Raw genomic sequence first — 25,973 nt, 5'->3', positions numbered from 1 at the left:
CCTGGGTGTATGGGCGGCGGCGGTCTGACCGGACTGTTCCTCTGCGGAGACGTGATGCTCGGCCGGGGACTCGACCAGATCCTTCCCCATCCCCTCGACCCCGCCCTGCCCGAGCGGTACGTACGCGACGCCCGCGACTACGTGTCCCTCGCCGAGACGGTCTCCGGACCGGTGCCACGGCGGGCCGGGTACGCCTATCCGTGGGGCGAGGCCCTCGACCTGATCGACGCGGCACGGCCCGACGTCCGCGTGGTCAACCTGGAGACCTCCGTGACGCGGCACGACGGCCATGTCCCGGGCAAGGCCGTCCACTACCGCATGGATCCGGCCAACCTGCCGGCCCTGACCGCCGTCCGCCCCGACGTCGTCGTCCTGGCCAACAACCATGTCCTCGACTACGGCCGCCGAGGGCTCGGCGACACCCTCGACGCCCTCGCGGCCGCCGGACTGCGCACCGCGGGCGCGGGGCGCGACGCCGAGGAGGCGAGCCGGCCGGCGGCCGTCCCACTGCCGGAGGGCCGGCGGCTGCTGGTCTTCGCGCTGGGTCTGGCGTCCAGCGGCGTGCCCCGCGACTGGGCCGCCACCGCCCGGCGCGGCGGCGTCCACTTCGCCGCGGGCCCCGGCGACCCCGCGGCGACCCGGCTCGCGGCGCGGCTGCGCACGACCCGCCGCCCCGGCGACCTCGTGGTCGTCTCCCTCCACTGGGGCCCCAACTGGGGTTACAGACCCGACCGTTCCGAAGTCTCCTTCGCCCACACGCTCGTCGACGCGGGCGCCGACATCGTGCACGGGCACTCCTCGCACCACCCACGGCCCCTGGAGGCGTACCGGGGCAGGCTCGTCCTGCACGGCTGCGGCGACCTCGTCAACGACTACGAGGGCATCAGCGGACAGGAGCGCTACCGCGACGACCTGCGGCTCCTGCACTTCGTCACCGTCCACGACGAGGACGGCGCCCTGGAGGAGGTGCGGCTCGTGCCCCTGCGCACCCGGCGGCTGCGTCTCGAACGGGCCCCGGAGCAGGACGTGCGGTGGCTCCACGACGTGCTCGGCCGGACCAGCCGCCCCTTCGGGATGCGGATCGAGGCCGCCCCCGACCCGGTGGCCGGCGGACCGGCCCTGACGGCCCGGCCCGCGTGACGGCCCGTCGGGGCCGGTGCGCGCGGACGGGCAGGAAGGCGAGCTGGACATGTACTTCACCGACCGCACCGACGCGGGCAGGCAGCTCGCCGCCCGTCTGGAGGGCCTCAAGGGACAGGACCTCGTCGTCCTGGGGCTGCCGCGCGGCGGAGTGCCCGTCGCCGCGCAGGTGGCCGACGCGCTCCAAGCGCCGCTCGACATCTGTCTCGTACGGAAACTCGGCGTGCCCTACCAGCCGGAGCTCGCCATGGGCGCGATCGGCGAGAACGGGGTACGCGTCCTCAACGAGCGGGTCATCGCGGAGACCGGGGTCTCGGAGCGCGACCTCGCCGAGACCGAACGGCGCGAACGGGCCGTCCTGGAGGAGCGGGCCGAGCGCTACCGCGCGGCCCGCGGGCCGGCCGATCCGCGCGGGCGCACCGCCGTGATCGTCGACGACGGCATCGCCACCGGGGCCACCGCGCGCGCCGCCTGCGAGGTCGTACGGGCCCGGGGCGCCGCCCGGATCGTGCTCGCGGTGCCGGTCGCGCCGCGCGGCTGGGCCGAGCGGGTCGCGGGTGCGGCGGACGAGACGTACAGCGTCCACGAACCGGACCTCTTCTACGCCATCGGCCAGTTCTACCGGGACTTCTCGCAGACCCCCGACGAGGAGGTCGTCGCGTGTCTGCGGCTGCGTCGCGGGGCGCGCGGTGAGGACACCGAGGTACGCATCCCGCTCGGCGCCCTGGAGGTCGGCGGGCGGCTCACCGTGCCCGAACGGGCCACCGGCATCGTGCTGTTCGCGCACGGCAGCGGGAGCAGCCGGCACAGCCCGCGCAACCGGGCCGTCGCCGCCACGCTCAACCGGGCCGGGCTCGGCACGCTGCTCTTCGACCTGCTCACCGAGGACGAGGCCGCCGACCGCGCCAACGTCTTCGACACGCCGCTGCTCGCCGCGCGCCTGCTCCAGGCGGGCGACTGGCTCGCGGACCGGCCGGCCACGGCCACGCTGCGGACCGGTTACTTCGGGGCCAGTACGGGTGCGGCGGCCGCGCTGTGGGCCGCCGCCGAGCCGGGAAGCACCGTCGCCGGGGTCGTCTCGCGCGGCGGCCGGCCGGACCTCGCCGACGAACGGCTACCCGACGTCACGGCCCCCACCCTGCTGATCGTGGGCGGCGCCGACCCGCTCGTCCTCGACCTCAACAACCGGGCTCAGCAACGATTGCGCTGCGAGCACCGCCTCGTCACCGTGCCGGGCGCGGGCCACCTGTTCGAGGAGCCGGGCGCCCTGGAGCGGGTGGGCACGCTGGCGGCGGCGTGGTTCGCCGAGCGACTGTGACCGTGCAGGCGACCCCGGCGACCCCGGCGACCCCGGCGGCCCCCGGCGGCCCCGGCGGGGTCCGGAAGGCCGGTCAGCCGGAGGTGCCGACGATCCGGTCCACGGCGGCCGCGATCAGGGCGTCGCGCTCTTCCTCGGAGAACACGTCCGGCAGCGTGAGCTGTTCGACGATCAGCCAGTTGAGGGTCAGGATCAGCAGCTTGACGGCGGTCGCGTCGCCGGGCAGGCCGGAGGCCTCGTGGTAGGCGACGTTGGCGTCGACGTCGGCGCGGACCCGCTCGGTGAGGACCTGGCGCAGCTCCGGGCGGCGGGTCGCCTCCAGGCGCAGCTCCAGGAGGGCGAGGTAGCCGGTGCGGAAGCCGCTGACCCGGCCGACGAGTTCCCGCATCAGGTCGGTGTACGTGGCGAGGTCCGTGGGCGCCGCCTGCTGCCGGGCGATGGTCTCCTCGTCGGGCTGGAGCCGCTCGTAGACCCGGGCGCCCGCCTGGGTGAGCAGGTCGTCGCGGTTGGCGAAGTAGTTCGAGGCGGTGCCGGGCGGCACGGCCGCCTCCGTGTCCACGGCGCGGAAGGTGAGACCACGGGCCCCCTCGCGGGCGAGCACCTCGATGGCGGCGTCGACGAGGGCCGCCCTGCGCTCGGGGTTGCTGCGCGCCACCGGCACCACTTCCTGTCCGTCCGACCCCGTCGGGAATATGTACTCCGGTCAGAGTACTACGCCCGGAGTGAATCGTGAGCCGCTGCCCGGCTACGCGTGGGTGCCCCGCTGTGCGCGCTGCCCGGCTACGCGCCCTTGCGGCAGCGCGCCGTGACGGCCGCCCCCAATTCCGGTGTCAGGACCGTCGCCGGGCCCAGGCCCAGGGCCTCGCAGAGCGCCGTCCCGTGGACGTCGACGACCGCCTCGACCAGGTCCGCCAGATCCGCCGCCGCCCCCCGGCCCCGGTACAGCGCCGTCGCGTACACGACCAGGAAGGCCACCGCCGACGGCCACCACACCAGCGCGGCGAGCCCGTAGAGCACGGCCCACCCGGCGAGCACGCCCGCAGCCTCGAAGGCCCCCGACGCCGCCCGCAGCTCCTCGCGCACGTCCTCCGGCAGCACCAGCCACAACCGGGGCCAGCAGGACGCGAGATCGAGCCGGTACTCGGCGTGGATGCGGACATCGGCCCCGGCGAGCCGGTCGCCGGTCCAGGTGGGCCGCACCGGCGGGGCGAGCGCGACGGCGTTACGGCGCGCCGCGGCCGGCGCGGGGTCCCGGCCCGCCCGCACCGCGGCCTCCACCGCCGACTGGCCCTCCTGCCAGCGGCGCGCCCGCCGTGCCACCAGCCGCCGACGGGCCGGACCGGCCCAGCGCGGCCAGTCGCCCAGCCAGACCGCCCGCACCGCACGCCCGAGCCCCTGCGCGGCCAGCCCCGCCGCGCCCGCGGCGAGCAGCGCCACCGCCGCGGTGAGCAGCAACGTGGCACCGCCGTCGGCCTGGATGCGGCGGGCCGCCGCGGTCGCCGCCCGGGCCAGCTCCCGGACCGACAGGGCGTCGGCGGGGTCGAGCAGCAGTCCCGTCGCCACCACGGCCACGAGCAGGAGGCCGGGCAGCACCAGGACCGAGAGCCAGCGCTCGGCCAGCCTGCGGCCGACGTCGACGAGCAGCCCCGTCATCACGTGTCCCGCTGGGCGAGCAGGGAGCCCCGGACCGCGCACCTCGGGACCGCGACGCCCGGCGGCCTGATCCAGCTGCGGTCGCAGGCCGCGCCCGGGCAGCCGTACACCTCCACGCCGTACCGTTCCTCGGTGGTCGCCGGATGCACGATGCCGCCGGGCGAGCGCACCGCGGGCGCCTCCGGCACGTCCATCCGGCGCAGCAGATCCGTGACGCCCTCGGCCCGCCCGGCCGCGGCGGCGGAGATCGCGGCCGCGAGGCGTTCGCCGAGCCCCGCCTCCTCGGCGGCGCCCCGTAACCAGGTCAAGTTCTCGCAGAGACGGGCGATTTCACGGCGATCTTCGGTCATAAGGGCTGATCGTAATGTCAGTTGAGGCCTACAGTGCTCAATATGGCTCTCCCATATGCCCGTTCCATCGCCGAAGAGCATCTGTACATGGAGCTGCATCCGTGCGAGTGCGGCGAATCCGCCAAGACGGGGATCACGCACGGTCTCCTGCAGACCGAGCAGGGGATCGCTTCGGACCACCAGTTCGTCTGCGCCGGCTGCGGCACCCGCCGGCGCTTCGTCTTCCGGCTGCCCGGCCTCGCGCCCCAGCACGCCGACCGCTACGGCGGACCGGAGCCCTCGCGGATCATCGACGCCGGCGAATGGCGCATGATCGCCCTCAGCTACATGTCGGAGGCGGAGGAGGTCAGGGCCGACCCCGTGCGGCGGAAGGCGATGCTGGAGGAGTGCCTGGCCGCCTACCAGGAGATGCTGAAGTTCGTCCCGCCCGGTGCGGACCGCGTCCCCGACTCGGCGTTCTTCACCGAGTACGGCCGGGAGATCAGGGACGAGGAGGCGTCCGTCGTCTTCAACCGCTCCTTCCTGGAGGCCATGGTCGACGGCGTGCGGCGGGAGCTGGCGGAGCTGCCATGAGCGATCCGGTCCGGGAGGGTCTGCGCGAGCGGCTGGCGCGCTATCACGCCACCGGCGACCGCGATGCCGTCCTCGACCTGGAGGCCGAGCTCGAACTCGCCGCCCTGCTCGGCCCCCACGAGGGCTTCGACACCGAGGCCGCCCACGTGGGCGGCATGGTGCACTGGGCCCGCTACCGCGCCGGCAGCACCTCCGAGGAGGACCTCGCCGAGGCGGTGCGGCTGCTCGCCGAGGTCCACGACCGCGCCGAGGGGTTAGAGATCCCCGGCCCGGTCCGGCTGATCCTGGAGTGCCGCCGTGCCGGCTGACCCCGGGCGGGGCAGGGGCTACGGCCACCCCCTCGACGCCGCCGCCCACGCCGCGTTCGACGCCGCCGTGGACGAGTTGCGCGCCTCGCCCCTGGCGCACGTCGACCCGACCCCCGCCCAGTGGCGGCGCACCCTGCGCGAGGACAACGAGGCGGAGGACCTGCGGACCGCCCTCGGCACGCTGCGCGAGCGCTTCGCCCCCGTCCGCACCGAGGACGCTCCCTGGGACCAGTCCGCCCTCGCCGCCCATCTGCACCACCTGGGCACGGCCGTGCTGCGCCAGTGGGACCGCACCGGCGATCCGTACGCCGTCCTCATGGCCTGCGCCGTGTGGCGCGACCTGCTCGCCACCGTCTGGCTCACCGATATCGTCTCGCCGCTCGCCGCCCTCTCGGCCCGCTTCCTCGGCCGTTACGCCGCCACCCCGGACCTGCCGCTGCTCGACGCCGCCGTCCGGCTGGGCAGGGACGCGGTGTTCGACACGGCCGCCTTCGGAACGACCCGGCCCGAGCGGCTCCTCGTCTGCGCGGACGCCCTGCGCTGCCGTCACGAGCACACCGGCGACCGCGCCGCCCTCGTCGAGGCCGAGGCCCACTACGCCGAGGCGAGGGGGACCGCGAGGGAGGGGGAGCGCGAGCGGGCCGAGGGCGGGCTCGCCGCGGTACGGGCCCACCGACGCGCCCTCACCGCCCCGGCCGCCGCCCCGCCGTCCGCGCTGCCCGGCCCCCTGGCCGAGGCCGCCGCGCTCACCGACCACGCCGCCGAACGGCTCGCCCGCTTCCGGGCCGCCGGCGACTCGGCCGGGCTCGACGAGGCCGTCGCCGCCCTGCGCAGGGCCCTCGCCCTCACCCCCGACGACCACCGGGACCTCCCGCTGCGCCTGACCCGCCTCGGCTCCGCCCTGCACGCCGCGCACCTGCGCCGGCCCGCCCCGGCCACCGTCGAGGAGGCCGTGGCCGCCTGCCGGGCCGCGCTCGCCCTGCCCATCGACCGGCCCGCCCTGCGCACCGAGGCGACCGCCGTGCTGGCCACGGCCCTCGTCTCCCGGTACGAGGCCGAGGGCGGACGCCCCGTACACCTCGCCGAGGCCGGGCTCCTCGCGGCCGAACTCGCCCACGCCCACCCGCCGGGCCACCCCGCCCGTGACGGCGTCCTCGCCGATCTCGCCGGACTGCTTCCGGACGCCGACCGGCCGGCCCCGGCACCCGAAGGGCCCCGCCGCGCCGAGAACCTGCTCGACCTGGCCCGCTCGCTGCCGGCCGCCGAGGCCGACCGGGCGCTCGCCGCGTACGCCGAGGCCGCCCGTACTCCCGGCGCCCCGCTGCTCGTCCGGGGCCTCGCCAGCCAGGAGTGGGCCAGGGCCGCAGCGGGCCGCGGGGACCTGCGCGCCGCCGAGACGGCGTACCGGCTCACCGTCGACCTGTTACCCGAGCTCGTCGCCGACCTGGAGCGTCGGGACGACCAGGAGTACCGGCTGCTGCCCTTCGCCGGCCTCGCCTCCGACGCCGCCGCGTGCGTCCTCGGCCGGGGCGGCAGCCCCGCGGAGGCGCTCAGTCTCCTCGAGCGCGGCCGGTGCGTGCTGTTCTCGCGGGCGCTCGGCGAGGAGCCGGTCCCGGTCGACGAGGTGGTCCGCGCGCAGGTCGCCGCCGGCGGTCCCGTCGTGGTCGTCAACGTGAGCCGGCTCGGCAGCCACGCCCTCGTCCTGACCGCCGCCGGCATCCTCACCGTGCCGCTGCCGGGCCTGACCCCCGCCGCCGTGGAGGACCGGCGGATCGCTCTGGACCTGGCGCAGGACCTGCTGCGCACCCCGGAGGCCGACCCGGGCCTGCGCTGGGCCGCCGGGCGCTCGGTGTCCAGGCTGCTCGGCTGGCTCTGGGACACCGTCGCGGGCCCGGTCCTCGACACCCTCGGCCTCGCCGCGAGCCCCGGTGCTCGCACGCCCGGCATGACCGGCGAGACACCCCCCAGGCCGCTGCCCCGGCTGTGGTGGCTGCCCACCGGGCAGCTCTCCCTGCTGCCGCTGCACGCCGCGGGCCATCACGCCGCGGGCGACGGGCGTACGGTGCCCGACCGGGTCGTGTCCTCCACCGTGCCGACGCTCCGTCAACTGCTGCGCGCCCGGGCCCGCACCGCCCGCCGTCCCGCCGACCGCTCGCTCGTCGTGGCCATCGGCGACCTGCCCGGCTACCGGCTGCCGGCCGCCGCGGGCGAGGCCGAACTCGCCCGCGCCCACCTGCCGGGCGCCCGGCTGCTCGCCGACGCGGCCGCGCGCCCGGAGGCCGTACGGGAGGCGCTCGGGGACGCGGCCTGGGTGCACATCGCCTGCCACGCCACCACGGACGTCGCCGACCCTTCGGCCAACCGGCTCGCCCTGGCGGGCGGCGACCTGTCGGTCGCCGAGATCGGCCGCATGCGCAACCCCGACGCCCACTTCGCCTTCCTCTCCGCCTGCGGCACCGCCCGCGGCGGCGACGCCCTGTCGGACGAGGTCGTGCACATCTCCTCCGCGTTCCAGCTCGCCGGATACGCGCACGTCATCGGCACCCTGTGGCCGATCGTGGACGACGTGGCGGCCCGCGTCGCGGCCGAGGTCTACGCGGGGCTCTCCGACGGAGCGGACCCGGCGCGGCTGCTGCACGCGGCGACCCTGGCCGTACGCGACGAGTACGCGGGCAACAGCCCGCTCCTGTGGGCCTCCCATCTGCACATCGGACCCTGAACAGGCCGCCGGCGGGCTACCGCGTTCACCAGGCGAGGTCCTCCAGGGCGTCCGGGTCGAGGAGCGGCCCGCCGCCGTCCGAGCCCGGCTGGTCCGGGGTGATGGGCACTTCGGCCCAGATGGTCTTGCCGCGCCGTGCGTAGCGGGTGCCCCAGCGGTGGGCGAACTGGGCCACCAGGAACAGGCCGCGGCCGCCCTCGTCGGTGTCCGTCGCGTGCCGCAGGTGCGGGGAGGTGCTGCTGCCGTCGGACACCTCGCAGATCAGCACCCGGTCGTACACGAGCCGGACCCGCACCGGCGGCCTGCCGTACCGGATCGCGTTGGTGATCAGCTCGCTGAGGACCAGCTCCGCCGTGAACCCGACCTCCTCCAGGCCCCACTCCGCCAGCCGCGCCGCCGCCGCGTTGCGTACCGGGGCCACGGCGGACGGGTCGCCCGGCACGTCCCACTCCGCGATGCGGTCCGGGGCGATCCGGTTGGCGCTCGCCACGAGCAGCGCGATGTCGTCGGCCGGCACCGGGAACAGCAGCGCCGCCAGGACGTCCGCGCAGGTCTGTTCCGCGGTGCGGTCGGCGCGCGCGAGGGTGCCGCGCAGCAGCGCGAGCCCGGTGTCGAAGTCCCGTGTCCTGTCCTCCAGGAGCCCGTCGGTGAACAGCACCAGCTTGCTGTCCGGCTCCAGGCGCAGGTGCGCCGACTCGAAGGGCCGGTCGCCGAGCCCGAGCCCGAGCGGAAGACCGGCCGGCAGCGCCGGGAACTCCACGCTTCCGTCGGGCCGTACGAGGGCCGGTCCCGGGTGTCCGGCGCTGGCCATCGTGCAGCCGCCGGAGGTCGGGTCGTAGACGACGTACAGGCAGGTGGCGCCGGTGATGCCCTCCGCGGCGCGGTCCCGGTCGGTCCGGTCGTCGCCCTCCTGCGAGGACTCGTTCTCCTCGCCGAGCCGGTCGATCAGCTCGTCGAGGTGGCCGAGGAGTTCGTCCGGTGGCAGGTCGAGGGTGGAAAAGTTGGCGACCGCCGTCCGCAGCCGGCCCATCGTGGCGGCCGCGTGCACGCCGTGGCCCACCACGTCCCCGACCACCAGCGCCACCCGCGCCCCCGGCAGCGGGATCACGTCGAACCAGTCGCCGCCCACCCCGGCCTCCGCCGGCAGATAGCGGTACGCGACGGTCACGGCGCTCTGGTCGGGCAGCACCCGCGGCAGCAGGCTGCGCTGCAGTGCCACCGCCATCGTGTGCTCGCGGGTGAAGCGGCGCGCGTTGTCGATCGCGAGCGCCGCGCGGGCCGCCAGCTCCTCCGCGAACGACAGGTCCTCCTCCCCGAACGGCTCGGGCGTGTCCCCACCCCGCCAGAAGTTGGCCATCCCGAGCACCACGCCACGGGCGAGCAGCGGCACGGTGAGCAGCGAGTGCAGCCCGTACGCGAGGGCCTGCGCCGCCCCCTCCGGGTCCTGGGCCCGCCAGCCCTGCGCCGCCGCCAGGTCCGCCTGGAGCACCGCCCGCCCCTCGTCCAGGGCCGTGGCCATCGGCGTGCTCGGCACCACGAACCGGATGAGGTCGCCGACCGGCTGCAACGGCGACGTCGGGCGGATGCCGCTCACGGCCGTTCGCCGCATCTCGGTGAACGCCCCGGAGGGCTCCTCGCCCCGCACCACCGGGTCGAGCAGCTCCACCGTCACGAAGTCGGCGAACCGCGGCACCGCCACCTCCGACAGCTCCTCCGCCGTCCGCACCACGTCCAGGGTGGTGCCGATCCGCGTGCCCGCCTCGTACAGCAGCCGCAGCCGGCCCCGCGCCACCTCGGCCCGGCCGGTCAGGGCGGCCAGCTCGGTGGTGTCGCGCATGGTCATGACGGTGCCGCCGTCCGCCGCGCCGTCCCCGGTCGGCCGGACGTTCACCGCGAGCAGCCGGTCCCCGGCCAGGTGCACCTCGTCCGTCACCGGCCGCCCGGACAGCAGCAGCGCGGCCGTACGGGGCTCCAGACCCAGCTCCGTGACGTGGCGCCGCTCGGCGTCCTGCGGCAGCTTCAGGAGCCGGCGGGCCTCGTCGTTGGCGAGCAGCAGCCGCCCGTCACCCGCGACGATGACCACGCCCTCCTTCACCGAGTGCAGCACCGCCTCGTGGTGCTCCTTGAGCCGGGTCATCTCGGCCGGGCCGAGGCCGTGGGTCTGGCGCCGCAGCCGGGCGCTCACCAGGCCCGCGCCGCCCACCGCGAGGGCGAGGCCGCCGGCGGCCGCGCCGAGCAGCAGCGGAAGCCGGCGCTCGACCGCCGCGCCGACGGTCTCCACCTCGATGCCGCTGGTCACCATGCCGACCACGGTGCCGTTGTCGTCGCGGACCGGGACCAGGGCGCGCACCGCGTCGTTCGGATCCCCGTGGAACACCTCGGTGAAGGATTCGCCGGCCGCCGCTCGCGCGATGTCGCCACTGGCCCGCTTGCCGATGAGCGACGGCTGGGAGTCGGTGTAGCGGACGCCGTCCGGGGCGAGCACCGCGACGAAGTCGACACCCGAGCCCAGGCGGGCCGCCTCCGCCCTGGGCTGGAGGACCGCGCTGGGGTCGGGGGAGGTGAGCGCTTCGGCGATGCCGGGCGCGTGCGCGAAGGCCTCGGCGACCGCGACGGACCGGTTGCGGGCGTCGCGCTCGCTGTCGTACCGCCCCTGCAGCACGAGCGCGATCGCCGCCGCCGCGATGATCAGCAGCGCGATGATCGCCTGCAGGGCGAAGACCTGGCCGGCGACGCTCCGCAGCCCGGTGTGCCCCCGGCTGCCACCGGCGGACCGTTCCGCGCCTCGCGTCACGGTGCGCTCCTTCCCGCCCGGTCCACGGGCGCCTCCTTCCATGCTGCCCCCGCCGCGACCGTCAGGGGAAACGGGGCGCGCCGCCCGGGGGCGGCCGAAGGGCCCTGGGCGCGGGGGCCCCGGACCGTTACGGTGGACGGAAGATCGTTTCGACCCCGGCAGGAAGCAGCGAGACCATGCCCCACGGCACCAGCGACCCCCGCGAGCCGGACGTGCTCGTGCACACCGAGGGCCGCGCCGGCTTCCTCACCCTGAACCGGCCCCGGGCGATCAACGCCCTCACGCACGCCATGGTGCGCCTGATCGACGAGGCGCTGACCGGGTGGGAGCACGACCCGGCCGTGGACACCGTCGTCATCAGGGGTGCGGGTGAGCGGGGCCTGTGCGCGGGCGGCGACATCCGGGCCATCCACGCCGACGCCCGCGCCGGGGGCACCGAGTCGGTGGACTTCTGGCGCGACGAGTACCGGCTCAACGCCCGGATCGCCCGCTACCCCAAGCCGTACGTGGCCTTCATGGACGGCATCGTCATGGGCGGCGGCGTCGGCGTCTCCGGGCACGGATCGGTCCGGATCGTCACCGAGCGTTCCCGGGTCGCCATGCCGGAGACCGGCATCGGCTTCGTCCCGGACGTCGGCGGTACGTATCTGCTGAGCCGTGCCCCCGGCGAACTGGGCACCCACCTCGCCCTCACCGGCGCGCAGGCGGGTCCCGCCGACGCGATCCTGGCCGGTCTCGCCGACCACTTCGTCGCCTCCGCCGACCTGCCGGCGCTCGCCGCCGAGCTCAGCCGGGTGCCCGCCGCCGAGGCCGTGGCCTCCTTCGCCCGCCCGGCGCCGCCCGGTGAGCTCGCCGAGCAGCGCGCGTGGATCGACGACGGGTACGCGGCGGACACCGTCGAGGGCATCGTGGAGCGCCTGACCGACTCGGGTGTCGTGGCGGCCAAGGAGACCGCAGGCGTGCTGCTCACCCGCTCGCCCACCGCCCTGAAGGCCACCCTGGCCGCGGTGCGCGGGGCCCGCGAGCTCGATTCCCTGGAATCGGTACTGAACATGGAGTTCCGGCTCTCCTGCGCGGCCCTCGTCTCGCCCGACCTGGTCGAGGGCATCCGCGCCCAGGTCGTCGACAAGGACCGCGACCCTCGCTGGACTCCGCCAACCCTCGGCGGGGTGACGTCGGAGGCCACCGCGCGCTGGTTCGCCCCGTCTCCGTACGGCGAGCTCGGCCTCACGGCGCCCGGCGGCCGGGACCACTGAGCCCGGGACCACTGAGCCCGGGACCACTGAGCCCGGGACCACTGAGCCCGGGACCACTGAGCCCGGGAACACCGAGGTCAGGACGGTTCCTCCGGCGTCGCACCGGATGCGGAACCGTCCGCTGCCGACCCGTCCGGGGCGAACTCGTCAAGGGTGAACAGACCGCCCTCCGGATCCCTGACCGTTCTCCGCAGGGCCACCGGCGCCCGCCATCCCTCGTCGGCCTCGGGCACCAGCGAGCCGCCGTGGTCCAGGACCGCGGCGGTCGCCCGCTCCAGGTCCGGCACGCGGAAGTGGACCAGCCACCGCGGGCGCAGCTGCGGCTGCGCCGCGGCCGCCTCCGCCGGGCCGCTGTTCAGGCGGGCGATGGCGTCGCCCTGGCGGCGCAGGACCACCTGCTCGTCCTCGTACGAGAGCTCGAAACGCTCCGTTCCCTCGTCGGCCCAGTCCAGGACCTGCCCGTAGAAGACGGCGGCGTCGAAGGCGTTGCGCGTGTGCAGCTCGAGCCACGCGGGGGCCTGCTGCTCGCCCACCCGCCAGCGGGAGGAGATCCTGCCCTCCCATACGCCGAACGCCGCCCCCTCCAGATCGGTGGCGAGCGCGGCCCGGCCGCGCGGCGGGAAGGCCACCGGGCCGACCCCGACCGTGCCGCCGCGCTCCCGGATGCGGGACACGGCCTCGTCCGCGTCGGCGACCGCGAAGTACGCCGTCCAGGCCACCGGCACCCCCATACGGACGGCCACCTCGCCGATCCCGGCCACCGGCACCCCGTCCCGCTCGCCGACCGAGAACCCGTGACCCAGCGGGCCGTGCCGGAAGGTCCAGCCGAGTACCGCCCCGTAGAACTGCTCCGCCGCCGCCAGATCACGCGCCGCCAGACTCAGCCAGCAGGGCGCGCCCGGCTCATCCGCGGTCAACGGCACCCGGCTCACCTCACTTCGGTTCGTCCCCCGGGGCATGCTTCGGTCCGTCCCCCAGGCCACCCTCGCCCGGACGCTCCGGCTCCGCCACTTGTAGCGTCGTCGCAAGCGGGCGCACGCGCGGGCGGGCCCGTCACCCGGCGCCCGCGGGTCGCCCGCCGCGGGCTACTTGACCGTCACCGTGCCGACGAGGATCCGGTGGTCGGAGCAGGCCGGGACGCCCGTGCAGGTCGTCGAGATGCCGAGCGAGTCGGCGCTGTACGGCCCGGCGAGGGCGCTCTCGCGGACGAAGATGTGGTCGATCTTCGCGAAGCCTCCGCAGGGCGGCGTCGTGCCGGGGGTCCCGTCGGCCGTCCACTCGCCGTAGCCGAGGCAGTTCGCCTCGTCGTTGTCGTCGAGCTCCCGGTACTGGCCCGTGTTGCCCGTGTTGTTCGGCACGTCCAGGCTGGGCGCGTAGTACGAGTTCAGCCGGCCGTAGTTCGGCTGGGCGTTGAAGTCGCCGGCGATCAGGACGGTCTCGCCGGCGGCGTGGTACGCCTCCATCTTCTCCCGCACGAACTCCAGCTGCGCGACGTTGAACGACTGGTTCGTCGTGATGTGCGTCGTGCAGAACCGGGTCGCCGTGCCGTCGGTCAGCGGCGCGCACAGCATGTTGCGCTTCTCCGCCGAGCCGTCGTCGGGCAGGGCGAAGCGGGCGGCGCCGCCCAGCGGGCGCTTGCTGAAGATCGCGTTGCCGAAGGCCTCGCCGTTGCACACCGCGGCGTTACCGGCCGGGCGGCTCGGCTCGAAGCGGGCGAAGTTCTGCGGGTCCGAGGCCCAGCCCTTGGCCCGCAGCTCGTCCACCAGGGCGCTGTACTGGCCCTGGCACAGCTCGTTGAAGGCGGCGAAGTCGGCGCCGCGGGCGGCGATCGAGGCGGCCGCCTGGGTGACCATGCCGTCGGTCGTGGAGGCGTCGTGAATCGTGTTCCCCGCCACGTTCCACTGCCAGACCGTGTACGTGCGCGGTGCCGGCGTCTCGGCCTGCGCCGCCGTCGCCGGCAGCAGCACGGCGGCCAGCGCCCCCGCGAGCGCCAGTCGGACACCACGTCGTCGGATGCCGTGAAGTCGCATCGTCGAGTCCCCTCCCAAGGAAATCATCACAGAAAGATGATGATCATATGGGGCGGGAGCGGGGCGGCCGCAGGTGCGCCGCCACAGCGGACGGCATGATGTGATCATGCTGTTGACGTTCGAACCCGTCCTCGACCGGATCGCCCAGGAGATCGAGGAGCTCGCGGGCCGCGGCCGGCCCGCCGACTACATCCCCGCGCTCGCCTCCGCCGACCCAGGCCGCTTCGGCATGGCCGTGGCCGAGCTCGACGGGACGGTGTACGGCGTGGGGGACTGGCAGCAGCCCTTCTCCACCCAGTCCGTCACCAAGGTCTTCACCCTCGCCCTCGCCCTGGCCCGCAAGGGCGACCCGCTCTGGGAGCACGTCGGCCGCGAGCCCTCCGGAAACCCGTTCAACTCGCTCGTCCAGCTGGAGTACGAGAACGGCATTCCGCGCAACCCGTTCATCAACGCGGGCGCCCTCGTCGTCACCGACCAGCTCCACCGGATCACCGGCGACGCCTCCGGCGTCCTGCTCGACTTCCTGCGCGCCGAGAGCGGCAACGAGGACCTCGACTTCGACCGGGACGTCGCCGCCTCCGAGACCGCGCACGGCGACCGCAACGCCGCCCTCGCGCACTTCATGGCCGCCTACGACAACATCGCCAACCCCGTGCCGACACTGCTGCGTGAGTACTTCCGGCAGTGCTCCATCGAGGCGTCCTGCGCCGACCTCGCGCTCGCCACCGGCTTCCTCGCCCGCCACGGCATCCGCGCCGACGGCTCCCGGCTGCTCACCCGCAGCCAGGCCAAGCAGGTCAACGCCGTCATGCTCACCTGCGGGACGTACGACGCCGCCGGCGACTTCGCCTACCGGGTCGGACTGCCCGGCAAGAGCGGAGTCGGCGGCGGCATCATCGCCGTCGTCCCGGGCCGCTGCACCCTGTGCGTGTGGAGTCCCGGCCTCGACGAGCGCGGCAACTCGGTCGCGGGCGTCGCCGCCCTCGACCGCTTCACCACCATCACCGGCCTGTCGGTGTTCTGATCCGCCCGGACCGGCCCGGAAACCCGGCGAGCGGCCCGGGCCGGCTCAGTTCGCGTCGAGCACGACCACGAACGCCTCGCGCCGCTCCTCGCCGTCCACCGGGTGCCACCCGGTCGTCACCGCGCCCCGCGCGCCCGCCGGCAGCTCCCGGCCGGTCCCCAGCACCCGGGTCAGCCGCAGCCGGGGCGCGCCCGCGCCGAGCCCGACCACCGTGCCGTCCGGCCCGTCCTCCTCGACGGACACCTCGGCGACCGGCGTCGCCCAGCCGGCCTCCCCGTCGAGGGTGGCGGTCACCGACGGGTCGGGCGTGTCGGTCAGGCTCTGCGCCTGCGGCTCGGCGCGCCCCTGCAACAGCGCCGCCAGCCCGCCCACCAGGACCGGGTCGTGCGCCCCGTCGTACAGGTAACGGGTCCCGAGCACGCCGTGCTCCGAGGTGCCGATCAGCGCCCCCTCAGCGCCGTCGAGGGGCTTGCCGCGGTAGGTCATCGGCACCAGATAGCCGTGCGGCTCGGCGCCGGAGGCGTCCCGGACCACCATGAACTCGATGCCCACCTCGCCCTCAGGGTCGTCCAGCCGGAACCCGCCGGCCTTGGCGAGCTCGGGCACGCCGCCCGCGCCCTGGTACCAGGAGCGGGTGGGCAGCCAGGAGGCGAGCAGCTCCAGCTTGGTCGGCGTCATGGTGGTCTGGTGGATCAGGGCCATTCTCGTGCACATCCTCCGTGACGGTACGGTTTCCGGTCGGCTGACCGCCCAAGAACCGTACCTCCCCGGCTCCTTGGCTCAGACGTCCGTACCCGGGGTGTGCAACTCTCCCGAGCGGGCCACCCGCGCGTACCAGCGGGCGCTGGACTTGGGCGTGCGGCGGAGGGTGTCGTAGTCGACGTGCACGGCGCCGAAGCGCTTCGCATAGCCGTACGCCCACTCGAAGTTGTCGAGCAGCGACCACAGGAAGTAGCCGTGCACCTCGGCGCCGGACTCCACCGCCCGGTGCACCGCCTCCAGATGGGCGTACACGTAGGCGGCGCGCTCCGGGTCGTGCACCGAGCCGTCGGGCGCGACCACGTCCTCGTACGCCGCGCCGTTCTCGCTGACCACCAGCGGAAGTCCGGGGTGGCGGGCCGAGATCCGGATGAGCAGGTCGTAGAGGCCCGAGGGGTCGACCGGCCAGCCCATCGCCGTGCGGGCGCCGTCCGCCTGGTGGAAGGCGATGTCCTCGGCGCCCGGCCAGGGGGAGTGCTCGCTGTTGCCGTGCCCGTCGTCCTGCGGCTTGGCCTCGCCCTCGGCGACCTGCGAGACCACCGTCGGCGTGTAGTAGTTGACGCCCAGCCAGTCCAGCGGCTGCCCGGCCGTCTCCGTGTCCCCCTCCCGTACGAAACCCCAGTCGGTCAGGTGCGCGGTGTCGGCGAACAGCTCCTGGGGATAGCGGCCCTCCAGCATCGGGCCCAGCCAGACCCCGTTGCCGACGGTGTCGATCCGGCGGGCCGCCTCGCGGTCGGCGGGCGAGGAGGTCAGCGGGCGCACCTCGTGCAGATTGAGCGAGACCGCGAGCCGGGCGGCGGCCGGCAGCGAGGCCCGCAGCGCCTGCACGGCGAGCCCGTGCCCGAGGTTCAGGTGGTGCGCGGCGCGCAGCGCGGCCACCGGGTCCGTGCGGCCGGGGGCGTGCACCCCGGAGCCGTAGCCGAGGAAGGCCGTGCACCAGGGCTCGTTGAGGGTGGTCCAGCGGGTCACCCGGTCGCCCAGGGCGTCGCCGAGCAGACCCGCGTACGCGGCGAACCGCTCGGCCGTCGCCCGCTCCGGCCAGCCGCCCGCGTCCTCCAACTCCTGCGGCAGGTCCCAGTGGTAGAGCGTGAGTGCCGGCTCGATCCCGGCCGTGAGCAGCTCGTCGACCAGCCGCCGGTAGAAGTCCAGGCCCTTCTGGACGGCCGGGCCCCGGCCGGTCGGCTGGACCCGGGACCACGAGACCGAGAACCGGTAGGCGTTCAGGCCGAGTCCGGCCATGAGCCCGACGTCCTCGCGGAAGCGGTGGTAGTGGTCGACGGCCACATCGCCCGTGTGGCCCTCGAAGACCTTGCCCGGCGTGTGCGAGAAGGTGTCCCAGATGGACGGCGTTCTGCCGTCCTCCGTCGCCGCGCCCTCGATCTGGTACGCGGCGGTGGCGGCGCCCCACAGGAAGTCGGGCGGGAAACGACGGACGGCGGTGAGCGGCCGGGTCTCGGACGCGGTCATAGGAGAGCGCTCCCAACGCAGAAGGACAGAAGGCAGAAGGACAGACGGCAGAAGGCAGAAGGACGGAAGGCGGATCGGCGGGAGAAGCGGATGCGGTACGGGAAAGAGGGGACGGGCGTCAGCTCTTGACCGCGCCCGCGGTGATCCCGCCGACGATGTGCTTGCCGAGCACGGCGAACACGAGCAGCAGCGGCACCGTGGAGATCAGCGCGCCCGTCAGCACCACCGCCTGGTCGACGCTGTGGTTGCCCGCGCCGAGGCCGGCGAGCGCCACCTGGAGGGTGGGGTTGCCGTCGGGGGTGAGTGCGATGAACGGCCAGAAGAAGTCGTTCCACGCCTGCACGAAGACCAGCATCCCGAGCACGGCCATCGCGGGCCGCGCGACCGGGAAGACCACGTGCCAGACGATCCGCAGCGAGTGCGCGCCGTCCATCCGGGCCGCCTCCACCAGCTCCACGGGCAGCGCCTCGATCAGGAACTGGCGCATGAAGAACACGCCGAACGCGGCCACGAGCGAGGGCAGGACCACCGACTGGAGCTGGTCGACCCAGCCGAGGTCGGTGATGATCCGGTACAGCGGGATGACGCTGAGCTGCGGCGGGATCGTCATCGTCGCGACCACCAGGGTCAGCAGGACGTTGCGCCCCCTGAACGGCAGCCTGGCGAAGGCGAAGCCGGCGAGCGTGGAGAACAGGACGGTGGACAGGGCCACGAGCACCGCCACGACCGTCGTGTTGACCAGTGCCTCGCCCATGTCGACCTGGTTCCATGCGAAGGTCAGGTTGTCGAGGAGCCGTGGCCCGGGCAGCAGCGGCGCCGGGGCCGTGACCACCCGCTCGCCGGTGTGCGAGGCGGCGACGAGGTTCCAGTAGAGCGGGAAGACGGAGACCAGCGCGGCGATGCCGAGCAGGACGTAGGTCAGCGGACCGGCGTGGTGCTGCCGGCCGGCCGACTGCCGGAGACGGGTGCGCACGGGTTCAGCCCCCCAGCTTCTTGCGGTTCGTGCGGGCGACGAGGGACCGGACGCCGCCGATGAGGAGCAGGAGCAGCAGCATCACCCAGGCGATCGCGGAGGCCTGGCCGAGGGCGCCGGTGACCCAGCCCTTCTCGTACATCAGCAGGCTGAGCGTCTGGAACTGGTTGCCGCTGCCGCCGGCGATGCCGACGCTGCCGCCGTAGAGCATCGGCTCGCCGAACAGCTGGGTGGCGCCGATGGTCGAGACGATGACGGTGAACAGGATCGTGGGGCGGATGGAGGGGATCGTCACGCTGAGGAACTGGCGCCAGCGCGAGGCCCCGTCGAGGGCGGCCGCCTCGTACAGGTCCTGCGGGACGGCCTGCATCGCGGCCAGATAGATGAGCGCGTTGTAGCCGGTCCAGCGCCAGGTCACGATCACCGAGATCGCGATCTGCGCGGGCCACTTGGACGACTCCCAGTCGACCGGGTCGAAACCCACCCGGCCCAGCGCCGAGTTGATCAGACCGTAGTCGGTGTTGAACAGCTGGGCGAAGACCAGCGTCGCCGCCGCGATCGAGGTCGCGTACGGGGCGAGGACGGCGACCCGGAGGAAACCGCGCCCGCGCAGCTTGTAGTTGAGCAGATGCGCGAGCCCGAGGGCCATGAGCAGCTGCGGGACGGTCGAGATCACCCCGATGGTGAAGGTGTTGGCCAGCGCGTTCCAGAAGAACTCGCTGTCGGCGAGGTCGGTGTAGTTCTCCAGGCCCCTCCACTGCGGATCGCCCCCGAGCTCGACCCGGTTGAGCGAGAGCCAGCCGGTGTAGAGCAGCGGGAAGAGACCGAACGCGGCGAAGGTGAGGAAGAAGGGGGCGACGAAGACGTACGGGGTCGCCTTCAGGTCCCACCGGTAGAGCCTGCTGCGCCGGGCGGTCGGGCCGGAGCCGGGGCGCGGGGAGCGGGCGGGCGGTGCGTCGGGCGACGGGGGGCCGTCGTCCCTCGCCCGTAGGGAGGTGGCCACGGGGGCGTCCTTCCAGGTCGATGCGTACGGGTGGAGCTGCTCGGTGGGGGCCCGCCACGGACGGCCGGCCCCCACCGCCCTCCCGCTACTGGTCGATCTTGTCGTCGACCAGCTTCTTGACGTTCTCCCAGGCCTTCGCCGGATCGGTGCCCCGCTGTTCGATGTCGAGGATGCCGTTGTCGGTGAGGAAGGTCTTCACCTGGCCGTCCCAGCGGCTGATCGGAGCCGGGCGGATGCCGGCCGCGGCGGCCGCGAAGATCTCGCCGACCGGGGTGTCGCCGAAGTACGGCAGCTTGGCGCCGACGACCGCGGACGAGGAGAGGGTGTTCTTGGTGGAGGGGATGTTGCCGTTCACCGCGAACACCTTGGCGTGCTGTTCGGGGGCGGTCAGCCAGGCGGCCAGCTCCGCGGCCTCCTTGGTGTGCTTGCCCGACTTGGGCACGGCCAGGAAGGCGCCGCCCCAGTTGCCCGCCACCGGAGGCGAGGCGATGTCCCACTTGCCCTGGTTGGCCGAGCCGGCCTGGTCCTTGATGATTCCGGTCATCCAGCTGGGGCAGGCGACGGTGGCGAACTTCGAGTTCTTGAAGGCGGCGTTCCAGGTGCCCTTCTCGTCGAACTGGCGGAGCTTGGCGGTGATGCCGCTCTGCGCCGCGGCGACGGCGGTGTCCCAGGCCTTCCTCACGCCGGGGCTGTTCTCCCAGGCGAGTTCGCCGCCGGCGCCGGCGTACTGCTCGGGCTCGCTGGAGACGACGGCGTTGAACAGACCGCTCGCCGAGTCGTGGAAGAAGGTCCCGGCGGGGGCGCTCTTCCGGTACGTCTTGCCGGCCTCCAGGAACTTCGACCAGTCGCCGGCCCACAGCCGGCCGACCTCGGTGCGCTCGGTGGGCAGCCTGGCCTTGGCGAAGAGCTCCTTGTTGTAGCAGATCGCCATGGGGCCGATGTCGGTGCCGAGGCCGATGACCCTGCCGTCGGCGGTGGTGGCCTGCTTGACCTTCCAGTCGAGGAAGGCACCGAGGTCGGCGCCGCCGTTCCTGGAGAGGTCGACCCACTTGTCGGCCATCGAGGCGCCGGTGGCCTCGGCGATGTAGCCGACCTCGACGGCCTGGACGTCGGCGAGGCCGCTGTTGCGGGAGAGGCGCAGCTTGAGGGTGTCCCAGTACTTCTGGCCGTCGGCGACGTTCGACTCGACGATCTTGATGCCGGGGTGCGACTTCTCGTACTCGGCGTAGAGCTTGGCGCCCGTCTTGTCGTCGTAGCCGAAGGAACCGAAGGTTCCGACCCGCAGCGTGATCGTCCCGTCCCCGGCGGCGTCCTCTCCGTCGCCGCCGCAGCCGGTGAGCAGGGCCGTGCCGGCGGTCAGGGCCGCGACCGCCGTGACGGCGGTGCGGCGCGCGCGGCCGGGGGCCCGTCTGCTGCTGGAAGTGCGCATTCCACTCTCCTCGTCCAAGGTGGTGCTCGTTGTGCGCCAGGGGGTCCGGCGGCTCTCGCGGCTCGGCTCGGGCCGGTAGGGACCGTTGCGCGCCCCGTGATGGGAGCGCTCCCACGTCGTCGTTGCCGGAAGGTTGCTGCCTGGCGGGTGTCGGTGTCAAGACGTGAACGCGGATTCGTTACGGGGCGGGGACCGGCGGGATGCTTGCCCGGAATCCGCTACTGTGGGAGCGCTCCCATCCTTCGGGTGTCGAACGGCGCCGCTTCTGACGGGAGCAGGGATCGTGGCCTATCTTGACCTGATCGCCGCATCGGGCGATGCCCGCACGAGGGGAGTACGAAGGCGTGAGCGGACGGCAGAGTGGCAGGCCCACGCTGGAAGAGGTCGCGGCCAGGGCCGGGGTCGGCCGGGGCACCGTGTCCCGGGTGATCAACGGCTCGCCCCGGGTGAGCGAACAGGCCCGCCAGGCCGTCCACCGGGCCATCGAGGAGCTCGGCTACGTACCGAACCAGGCCGCCCGCGCGCTCGCCGGCAGCCGCACCGACGCCATCGCCCTCGTCATCCCCGAGACCGAGGCCCGCCTCTTCGCCGAGCCGTACTTCCTCGACATCATCCGCGGGGTCAGCGCCGAACTCGGCGAGGCGGACAAGCAGCTGCTGCTCACCCTGGTGCGCACCGAGCGGGAGCGGCAGCGCTTCGAGCAGTACCTCGCCGCGCAGCGGGTGGACGGCGTCCTGCTGGCCTCCGTCCACGCCGACGATCCGCTGCCCGAACTGGTCCGCGAACTCGGCCTCCCGGTCGTCCTCAACGGCCGTCGCGCCGCCGAGGAGTCCGCCGCCTACGTCGACTCCGACAACGCCGGCGCCGGGCGCGCCGCGGTCGGCCACCTCGCCGGCCGCGGCCGGCGCCGCATCGCCACCATCACCGGCCCCCTCGACATGTACGTGGCCCGCGCCCGCCTCGACGGCTACCGCGAGGGCATCGCGGCGGCGGGCCTCGAACCGGACGAACTCCTCGTCGCCACCGGTGACTTCACCGAGGAAGGCGGACGCCGCGCGATGCGCGCACTGATCGAGCGCGCCCCGGACCTGGACGCCGTCTTCGCCGCCTCCGACGTCATGGCGGCCGGCGCCCGCGGCATCCTGCGTGAATCGGGCCGCCGCGTCCCCGAGGACGTCGCCCTGGTGGGCGTGGACGACTCGGCCGTGGCCCGTCTGCTCGACCCGCCGCTCACCAGTGTCCGCCAGCCCATCGAGGAGATGGGCCGCACCATGGCCCGGATGCTCCTCCAGGAGATCGGCGGCACCGCCGGAGCGGCCGCCCAGCCGAGCCGGGTACTGCCGACGGAGCTGGTGGTGCGGGACTCGTCCTGAGCGTAACCGGAGGACCCGCTTCGGACGTACAGGGACGACTCGTCCCCGGCGTACGCGGACGGGCCGGGACCCCGAGGGGTTCCGGCCCGCCGTCGTGTGCGTCGGTGTCAGGGCGTCACAGCGCCGGGTGGGCGTTCTTCAGGAGTTCCCGGAACTGGGCCGAGAACCACTGGCCCGAGATCGGGGCGTCCGGGAGCGCGCCGGACATGCTGTTCCCGTTGCGGGCGTTGCCCGTGTACGTCGGGTCGCACATCCGGTCGAAGCCCTTGCCCTCGTTGTTCGGGATCTCCTCGCTCGAGCCGTCGGACTCGCCCGGGGGCTTCATCCACACGTACGCGTCGATGCCCGCGGCCGGAGCCGCCTGGGGCCGCTCACCCAGACCCGCACCCGACTGGTTGCACCAGTTGCCGAGGTGGATGCGGCGGTCGTAGCGGCCGCCGTTCACGTAGGTGTTCACGTCGGTCGTCGCGCCCGGGCCGGCGGGCCGGGCGGTGCCGCCCCAGCCGTTGCGGGAGGTGTCGATCAGCATGCCGATCCTGGAGTCGAAACCGATCGAGACCAGCTTGTCGCGCATCGCCTGGGCGTAGGACAGTTCGTCGGTGTAGCGGTTCCAGTCGACCCACTTCGACTGGCGCACCGAGACCCCGTTCACGGAGTCGTCGATCGTGAAGTGGTCCTCCTTCAGGGCGCTGTAGTTGGCGGTGTTGACGATGAAGCCGTGGACGTTGGCGACGGTCGAGCCCTCGGCGGTCGCGGCGGTCTTGAACAGGTCGGCGGAGGGGCCGAAGTTGTCGTCCCAGCCGAGCCAGCCGTGGTGGCCGGCGTCCACGTAGTTGTAGACGTTGGCGATCGAGCCGAGCTTGTTCAGCGCGTAGCCGACGCCCTTGACGTAGTTGCCGTTGGCCTTCATCACGTCGCAGTTCGCGGTCGCCGTGGGGCGCCCGGAGACGTTGGTGACGAGGTTGGGCAGCGAGTCGATCTCGACCGTGTTGACGATCCGCAGGCCCGCGTACTTCGGGTCGGCGAGGACCGTCGCGATCGGGTCGATGTACTGCGTCTTGTACTTGTCGATCTCCGTCGGGCCCAGCTCGCCGTTGGAGGCGAGCGCGGCGCAGTCGCGGCCGGGCAGGTTGTAGATGACCAGCTGGACGACGAGCTCGCCGCTGCCCTTCTGCTTGAGGGCCTCGTCGAGGTGGGCGCGCAGGCCCATGGAGGTGGCGGAGCCGTTGACGGCGGCGATCCGGTCGAGCCAGACGCCGGTCGGCTGCTGGGAGATCCTGGTGCCGCCCGGCTCGGCCGCCGCCCTGGCGGACCACTCGGGGTTCACGTACACCTTGGCGCCGGCGTACGGGTTGTCGGCCTTGGTGCCGGCCGGCGGCGGGGTGGTCGGGGGTGTCGTCGGCGGGGTGGTCGGTGGCGTCGTCGGGGGAGTCGTGGGCTCGGTCGCGCCGTTGCAGACGACGCCGTTCAGCTTGAAGACCGTCGGCACGGCGTTGGTCCCGCCGTAGGAGCCGTTGAAGCCGAAGGACGTCGAACCGCCCGTGACCAGAGCGCCGTTGTAGGAGACGTTTCTGGCGGTGACGGCGGCGCCGGACTGGGCGATCGCGGCGTTCCAGCCCTGGGTGACCCGCTGGTCGCCGGCGAAGGACCACTCCAGGGTCCAGGCGGAGACCGGGTCGCCGGTGTTGGTGACGGTCACGTTGGCGCCGAAGCCGGTGTTCCACTGGCTGGTTATCTGGTAGTCGACCCGGCAGCCCGGGGTGGCGGCGCCCGCGGCGGCCGTGCCGAACACGGTCGCGGTGGCACCGGTCGCCGTGATCAGGCCGAGGGCCGCGAGCAGGGCGGTGCGGCTGGTTGTGCGGCTCATGGGGGTGGGTTGCCCTTTCAGTTTCCGTTCAGGGTGCGCAGGTGGTCGCGCAGCCCGATGCCGAATGCGGTGGGGGTGCCGTCGTACGAGGTGATGAGCGCCGGCCCGGAGTTGCAGTTCCAGGTGTTCCAGGTCCAGCCGAGGTACGACAGGGCGCGGTCGTCGAACCACTTCATGACGCGGTCGACGAAGGCGTGTCCGCAGGTGTTCTCGCCGATCTCGCCCGCCACCAGGGGAACCTGGGCGGCGACCGGGGCGAGGGTGGAGGTCCAGCACGTCTCGTCGGCGCAGGTGTTGAAGTTGTAGACGTGCCAGGCGGCGGCGGTGCGGCCCGCCGGGTCGGTGGGGCGGTACGTGAGCCACTGGCTCAGGTCGTTGGAGTACGCGAGACCGGGCACCAGGAGCAGGTTCCGCGCTCCGGTCGCGCGGACCGCGTCCACCAGGTCCTGCATGCCGGCGACCTCGTAGCCGATGCCGGGGCAGGTCCCGCCGTCGCGCCAGCAGGTCCAGGCCTGGCCGGCGGTGGAGGTCGCCCGGTCGGGGTAGGGCTCGTTGAACAGGTCGAAGACGACCCGCCCGTCGTTCCTGAAGGTGTCCGCGACCGAGCTCCAGAACGCCGGGCTGTACCGGGCGTCCGGCATCGGTTTCTGGCAGGAGGCGTGCACGTCGGCGCAGCCCGCGGAGTTGCCGGCGTACCGGCCGTACGTCCAGTGCAGCTCGACCACCGGGGTCATGCCGTGCGCGATCACCCGGCCGACCAGGTCCTTCACGGCGTTGATGTAGTTCGTGCCGCGGTATTCGGGCTTGATGTTGTCCAGGCCGAGCCAGCACTCCTCGTTGAGCGGGATGCGGACCGTGTTGGCCTTCCAGTCGGCGATCGCCTGGACCGAGGCGTCGTCGACGGGGCCGTCGAAGATGCCGTGGCCCTGCACGCACATGAACTCGCCGCCGGACCGGTTCACGCCGAGAAGACGGCGGGTGGCGCCGTTCTGGTCGGTGAGCCGGTTTCCGGACACGCTCAGCTCGGGTGCGCCTGGGGCCGGGGCCGGGGGAGTCGTGGGCGGGGTGGTCGGATCGGTGGGTGTCGGTGTCGGTGTCGGTGTCGGCGTCGTCGGAGTGGGTGTCGGTGTCGGGGTGTCCGTGTCGCAGGGCGTGCCGTCCAGCGTGAACGCGGTCGGGGCGGTGTTGGCGCCCCTCCAGGACGCGATGAAGCCCGCCGTCACCTTGGCGCCCGTGCCGAGCGCGCCGTTCCAGCTCTCGTTCACGACGGTCACGGACTTCTCGGACTGGGACCACTTCCCGCCCCAGCCCTGACTCACGACCTGACCGGCCGGGAAGTCGAAGCCGAGGCTCCAACCGCTCAGCGCGGCACTGTTGTTGGTGACGGTGACGGCGCCCTGGAAGCCGCCGGCCCACTGGCCGGCGACCGAGTACTCCACCGTGCAGGCGGGTGCGGCCGCGGCTCCTGAGGCCGAACCCGAGAGGGCGAGCGCGGTGCTCGCCGCCGTGAGCGCCGCTCCCGCGAGCAGCGCTGTCAGACGTGGGGGATGTCGCATGAGCGAGTCCTCACAGCGAGGGCACGCCCCTGATGGCGTGCCGCTGGATGGAACCGCTCCCACTGGTCGGGCAGACCGTAGCGTCAACTGGCGTCAAGGAAAAGAGGAGTTGGCCAAATTCCCGCACCGGATGCCTTCACCTCTTCGGGTGCCTTGACGGCGTAGCGTCCGGTCTGCACAGTGGGAGCGCTCCCACTGGTTCAGAGCCTGACCGTGCCCCGCCGGCACATCCCCCGTCTCCCGAGCCGCGAGGAGAACCACCCCATGCCACCACGACCACGCAGACCGTGGGGACCACGCCGGTCCCTGACCGCGCTGGCCGCCCTACTCGCCCTGCCCGCCGGGCTGCTGGCCGTCGGGCCGCCCGCCCAGGCGGCGCAG

21 protein-coding genes are annotated in these 25,973 nt (G+C 73.7%); 8 read left to right on the top strand and 13 right to left on the bottom strand.

Annotated features, from left to right (window positions below):
• The first annotated feature begins 9 nt into the window (after positions 1 to 9).
• Positions 10 to 1,140: a CapA family protein gene (locus ACIGEZ_RS28450; protein ID WP_399836357.1), complete on the top strand. Its 1,131-nt coding sequence runs from the start codon at positions 10 to 12 to the stop codon at positions 1,138 to 1,140.
• A 49-nt stretch (positions 1,141 to 1,189) separates the two neighbouring features.
• On the top strand, positions 1,190 to 2,458 hold the full coding sequence (locus tag ACIGEZ_RS28445) for a phosphoribosyltransferase family protein (protein ID WP_399836354.1): 1,269 nt from the start codon (positions 1,190 to 1,192) through the stop codon (positions 2,456 to 2,458).
• Positions 2,459 to 2,531: 73 nt separating this feature from the next.
• Here ACIGEZ_RS28445 and ACIGEZ_RS28440 read toward each other — a convergent pair whose 3' ends face one another.
• The 3 genes from ACIGEZ_RS28440 to ACIGEZ_RS28430 all read right to left on the bottom strand — a co-directional run bounded on the left by ACIGEZ_RS28440 (position 2,532) and on the right by ACIGEZ_RS28430 (position 4,461).
• Positions 2,532 to 3,113 carry a TetR/AcrR family transcriptional regulator gene (locus tag ACIGEZ_RS28440; protein WP_399836351.1) on the bottom strand — a complete coding sequence of 194 codons (582 nt, stop codon included), beginning with the start codon at positions 3,111 to 3,113 and terminating at the stop codon, positions 2,532 to 2,534.
• A 125-nt stretch (positions 3,114 to 3,238) separates the two neighbouring features.
• Entirely contained in the window at positions 3,239 to 4,111 is an 873-nt protein-coding gene (locus tag ACIGEZ_RS28435; RefSeq protein WP_399836348.1) for a hypothetical protein, read from the bottom strand.
• Complete coding sequence (locus ACIGEZ_RS28430) at positions 4,111 to 4,461, bottom strand: hypothetical protein (RefSeq protein WP_399836345.1); 351 nt, start codon at positions 4,459 to 4,461, stop codon at positions 4,111 to 4,113. The genes ACIGEZ_RS28435 and ACIGEZ_RS28430 overlap by 1 nt, the downstream gene beginning before the upstream one ends.
• 42 nt (positions 4,462 to 4,503) lie before the next feature.
• Between ACIGEZ_RS28430 and ACIGEZ_RS28425 the strand changes: the two genes are divergently transcribed.
• Genes ACIGEZ_RS28425 through ACIGEZ_RS28415 form a run of 3 tightly spaced genes read left to right on the top strand, consistent with a single transcriptional unit; the run spans position 4,504 to position 8,061 of the window.
• Positions 4,504 to 5,034 (top strand): hypothetical protein, encoded by a 531-nt coding sequence (locus tag ACIGEZ_RS28425; RefSeq protein ID WP_399836342.1) that lies wholly within the window; start codon positions 4,504 to 4,506, stop codon positions 5,032 to 5,034.
• Complete coding sequence (locus ACIGEZ_RS28420) at positions 5,031 to 5,342, top strand: hypothetical protein (RefSeq protein ID WP_399836340.1); 312 nt, start codon at positions 5,031 to 5,033, stop codon at positions 5,340 to 5,342. The genes ACIGEZ_RS28425 and ACIGEZ_RS28420 overlap by 4 nt, the downstream gene beginning before the upstream one ends.
• The gene (locus tag ACIGEZ_RS28415) at positions 5,332 to 8,061 is read left to right on the top strand and encodes a CHAT domain-containing protein (RefSeq protein ID WP_399836337.1); all 2,730 of its coding nucleotides are present in this window, start codon (positions 5,332 to 5,334) and stop codon (positions 8,059 to 8,061) included. The genes ACIGEZ_RS28420 and ACIGEZ_RS28415 overlap by 11 nt, the downstream gene beginning before the upstream one ends.
• 25 nt (positions 8,062 to 8,086) lie before the next feature.
• On the opposite strand, the gene ACIGEZ_RS28410 is transcribed toward ACIGEZ_RS28415, so the two are convergent.
• Complete coding sequence (locus ACIGEZ_RS28410; RefSeq protein WP_399836334.1) at positions 8,087 to 10,897, bottom strand: SpoIIE family protein phosphatase; 2,811 nt, start codon at positions 10,895 to 10,897, stop codon at positions 8,087 to 8,089.
• Between the two features lie 134 nt (positions 10,898 to 11,031).
• Between ACIGEZ_RS28410 and ACIGEZ_RS28405 the strand changes: the two genes are divergently transcribed.
• Positions 11,032 to 12,111: an enoyl-CoA hydratase/isomerase family protein gene (locus tag ACIGEZ_RS28405; RefSeq protein WP_399836331.1), complete on the top strand. Its 1,080-nt coding sequence runs from the start codon at positions 11,032 to 11,034 to the stop codon at positions 12,109 to 12,111.
• A 77-nt stretch (positions 12,112 to 12,188) separates the two neighbouring features.
• On the opposite strand, the gene ACIGEZ_RS28400 is transcribed toward ACIGEZ_RS28405, so the two are convergent.
• Both ACIGEZ_RS28400 and ACIGEZ_RS28395 read right to left on the bottom strand, forming a co-directional pair.
• Complete coding sequence (locus ACIGEZ_RS28400; protein ID WP_399836328.1) at positions 12,189 to 13,034, bottom strand: VOC family protein; 846 nt, start codon at positions 13,032 to 13,034, stop codon at positions 12,189 to 12,191.
• A gap of 162 nt (positions 13,035 to 13,196) precedes the next feature.
• Positions 13,197 to 14,141: an endonuclease/exonuclease/phosphatase family protein gene (locus ACIGEZ_RS28395; protein ID WP_399836325.1), complete on the bottom strand. Its 945-nt coding sequence runs from the start codon at positions 14,139 to 14,141 to the stop codon at positions 13,197 to 13,199.
• 106 nt (positions 14,142 to 14,247) lie between these two features.
• Here ACIGEZ_RS28395 and ACIGEZ_RS28390 point away from each other — a divergent pair, with 106 nt between their 5' ends.
• Positions 14,248 to 15,165: a glutaminase gene (locus tag ACIGEZ_RS28390; protein WP_399836322.1), complete on the top strand. Its 918-nt coding sequence runs from the start codon at positions 14,248 to 14,250 to the stop codon at positions 15,163 to 15,165.
• Between the two features lie 45 nt (positions 15,166 to 15,210).
• Here ACIGEZ_RS28390 and ACIGEZ_RS28385 read toward each other — a convergent pair whose 3' ends face one another.
• The 5 genes from ACIGEZ_RS28385 to ACIGEZ_RS28365 form a co-directional block, all read right to left on the bottom strand.
• The gene (locus ACIGEZ_RS28385; RefSeq protein ID WP_399836403.1) at positions 15,211 to 15,867 is read right to left on the bottom strand and encodes a 1,4-alpha-glucan branching protein; all 657 of its coding nucleotides are present in this window, start codon (positions 15,865 to 15,867) and stop codon (positions 15,211 to 15,213) included.
• Between the two features lie 78 nt (positions 15,868 to 15,945).
• Positions 15,946 to 17,391 (bottom strand): GH1 family beta-glucosidase, encoded by a 1,446-nt coding sequence (locus tag ACIGEZ_RS28380; RefSeq protein WP_399836319.1) that lies wholly within the window; start codon positions 17,389 to 17,391, stop codon positions 15,946 to 15,948.
• 118 nt (positions 17,392 to 17,509) lie between these two features.
• Positions 17,510 to 18,364 carry a carbohydrate ABC transporter permease gene (locus ACIGEZ_RS28375; protein WP_399836316.1) on the bottom strand — a complete coding sequence of 285 codons (855 nt, stop codon included), beginning with the start codon at positions 18,362 to 18,364 and terminating at the stop codon, positions 17,510 to 17,512.
• A 4-nt stretch (positions 18,365 to 18,368) separates the two neighbouring features.
• Entirely contained in the window at positions 18,369 to 19,367 is a 999-nt protein-coding gene (locus ACIGEZ_RS28370) for a carbohydrate ABC transporter permease (RefSeq protein ID WP_399836314.1), read from the bottom strand.
• 85 nt (positions 19,368 to 19,452) lie between these two features.
• Positions 19,453 to 20,796: an ABC transporter substrate-binding protein gene (locus ACIGEZ_RS28365; protein ID WP_399836312.1), complete on the bottom strand. Its 1,344-nt coding sequence runs from the start codon at positions 20,794 to 20,796 to the stop codon at positions 19,453 to 19,455.
• A 344-nt stretch (positions 20,797 to 21,140) separates the two neighbouring features.
• Here ACIGEZ_RS28365 and ACIGEZ_RS28360 point away from each other — a divergent pair, with 344 nt between their 5' ends.
• Entirely contained in the window at positions 21,141 to 22,169 is a 1,029-nt protein-coding gene (locus ACIGEZ_RS28360; RefSeq protein ID WP_399836310.1) for a LacI family DNA-binding transcriptional regulator, read from the top strand.
• Positions 22,170 to 22,284: 115 nt separating this feature from the next.
• On the opposite strand, the gene ACIGEZ_RS28355 is transcribed toward ACIGEZ_RS28360, so the two are convergent.
• Complete coding sequence (locus ACIGEZ_RS28355; protein WP_399836307.1) at positions 22,285 to 24,036, bottom strand: glycoside hydrolase family 6 protein; 1,752 nt, start codon at positions 24,034 to 24,036, stop codon at positions 22,285 to 22,287.
• 17 nt (positions 24,037 to 24,053) lie between these two features.
• Positions 24,054 to 25,592, bottom strand: coding sequence for a cellulase family glycosylhydrolase (locus ACIGEZ_RS28350; RefSeq protein ID WP_399836304.1), 1,539 nt, complete (start codon positions 25,590 to 25,592; stop codon positions 24,054 to 24,056).
• Positions 25,593 to 25,973: the final 381 nt, after the last annotated feature.

It is taken from the genome of Streptomyces sp. NPDC085481 (assembly GCF_044541845.1).
Classification (GTDB): domain Bacteria; phylum Actinomycetota; class Actinomycetes; order Streptomycetales; family Streptomycetaceae; genus Streptomyces.
The sequence above is the reverse complement of the archived record's forward strand: the minus strand, read 5'-3'. Positions and strand labels throughout refer to the sequence as shown.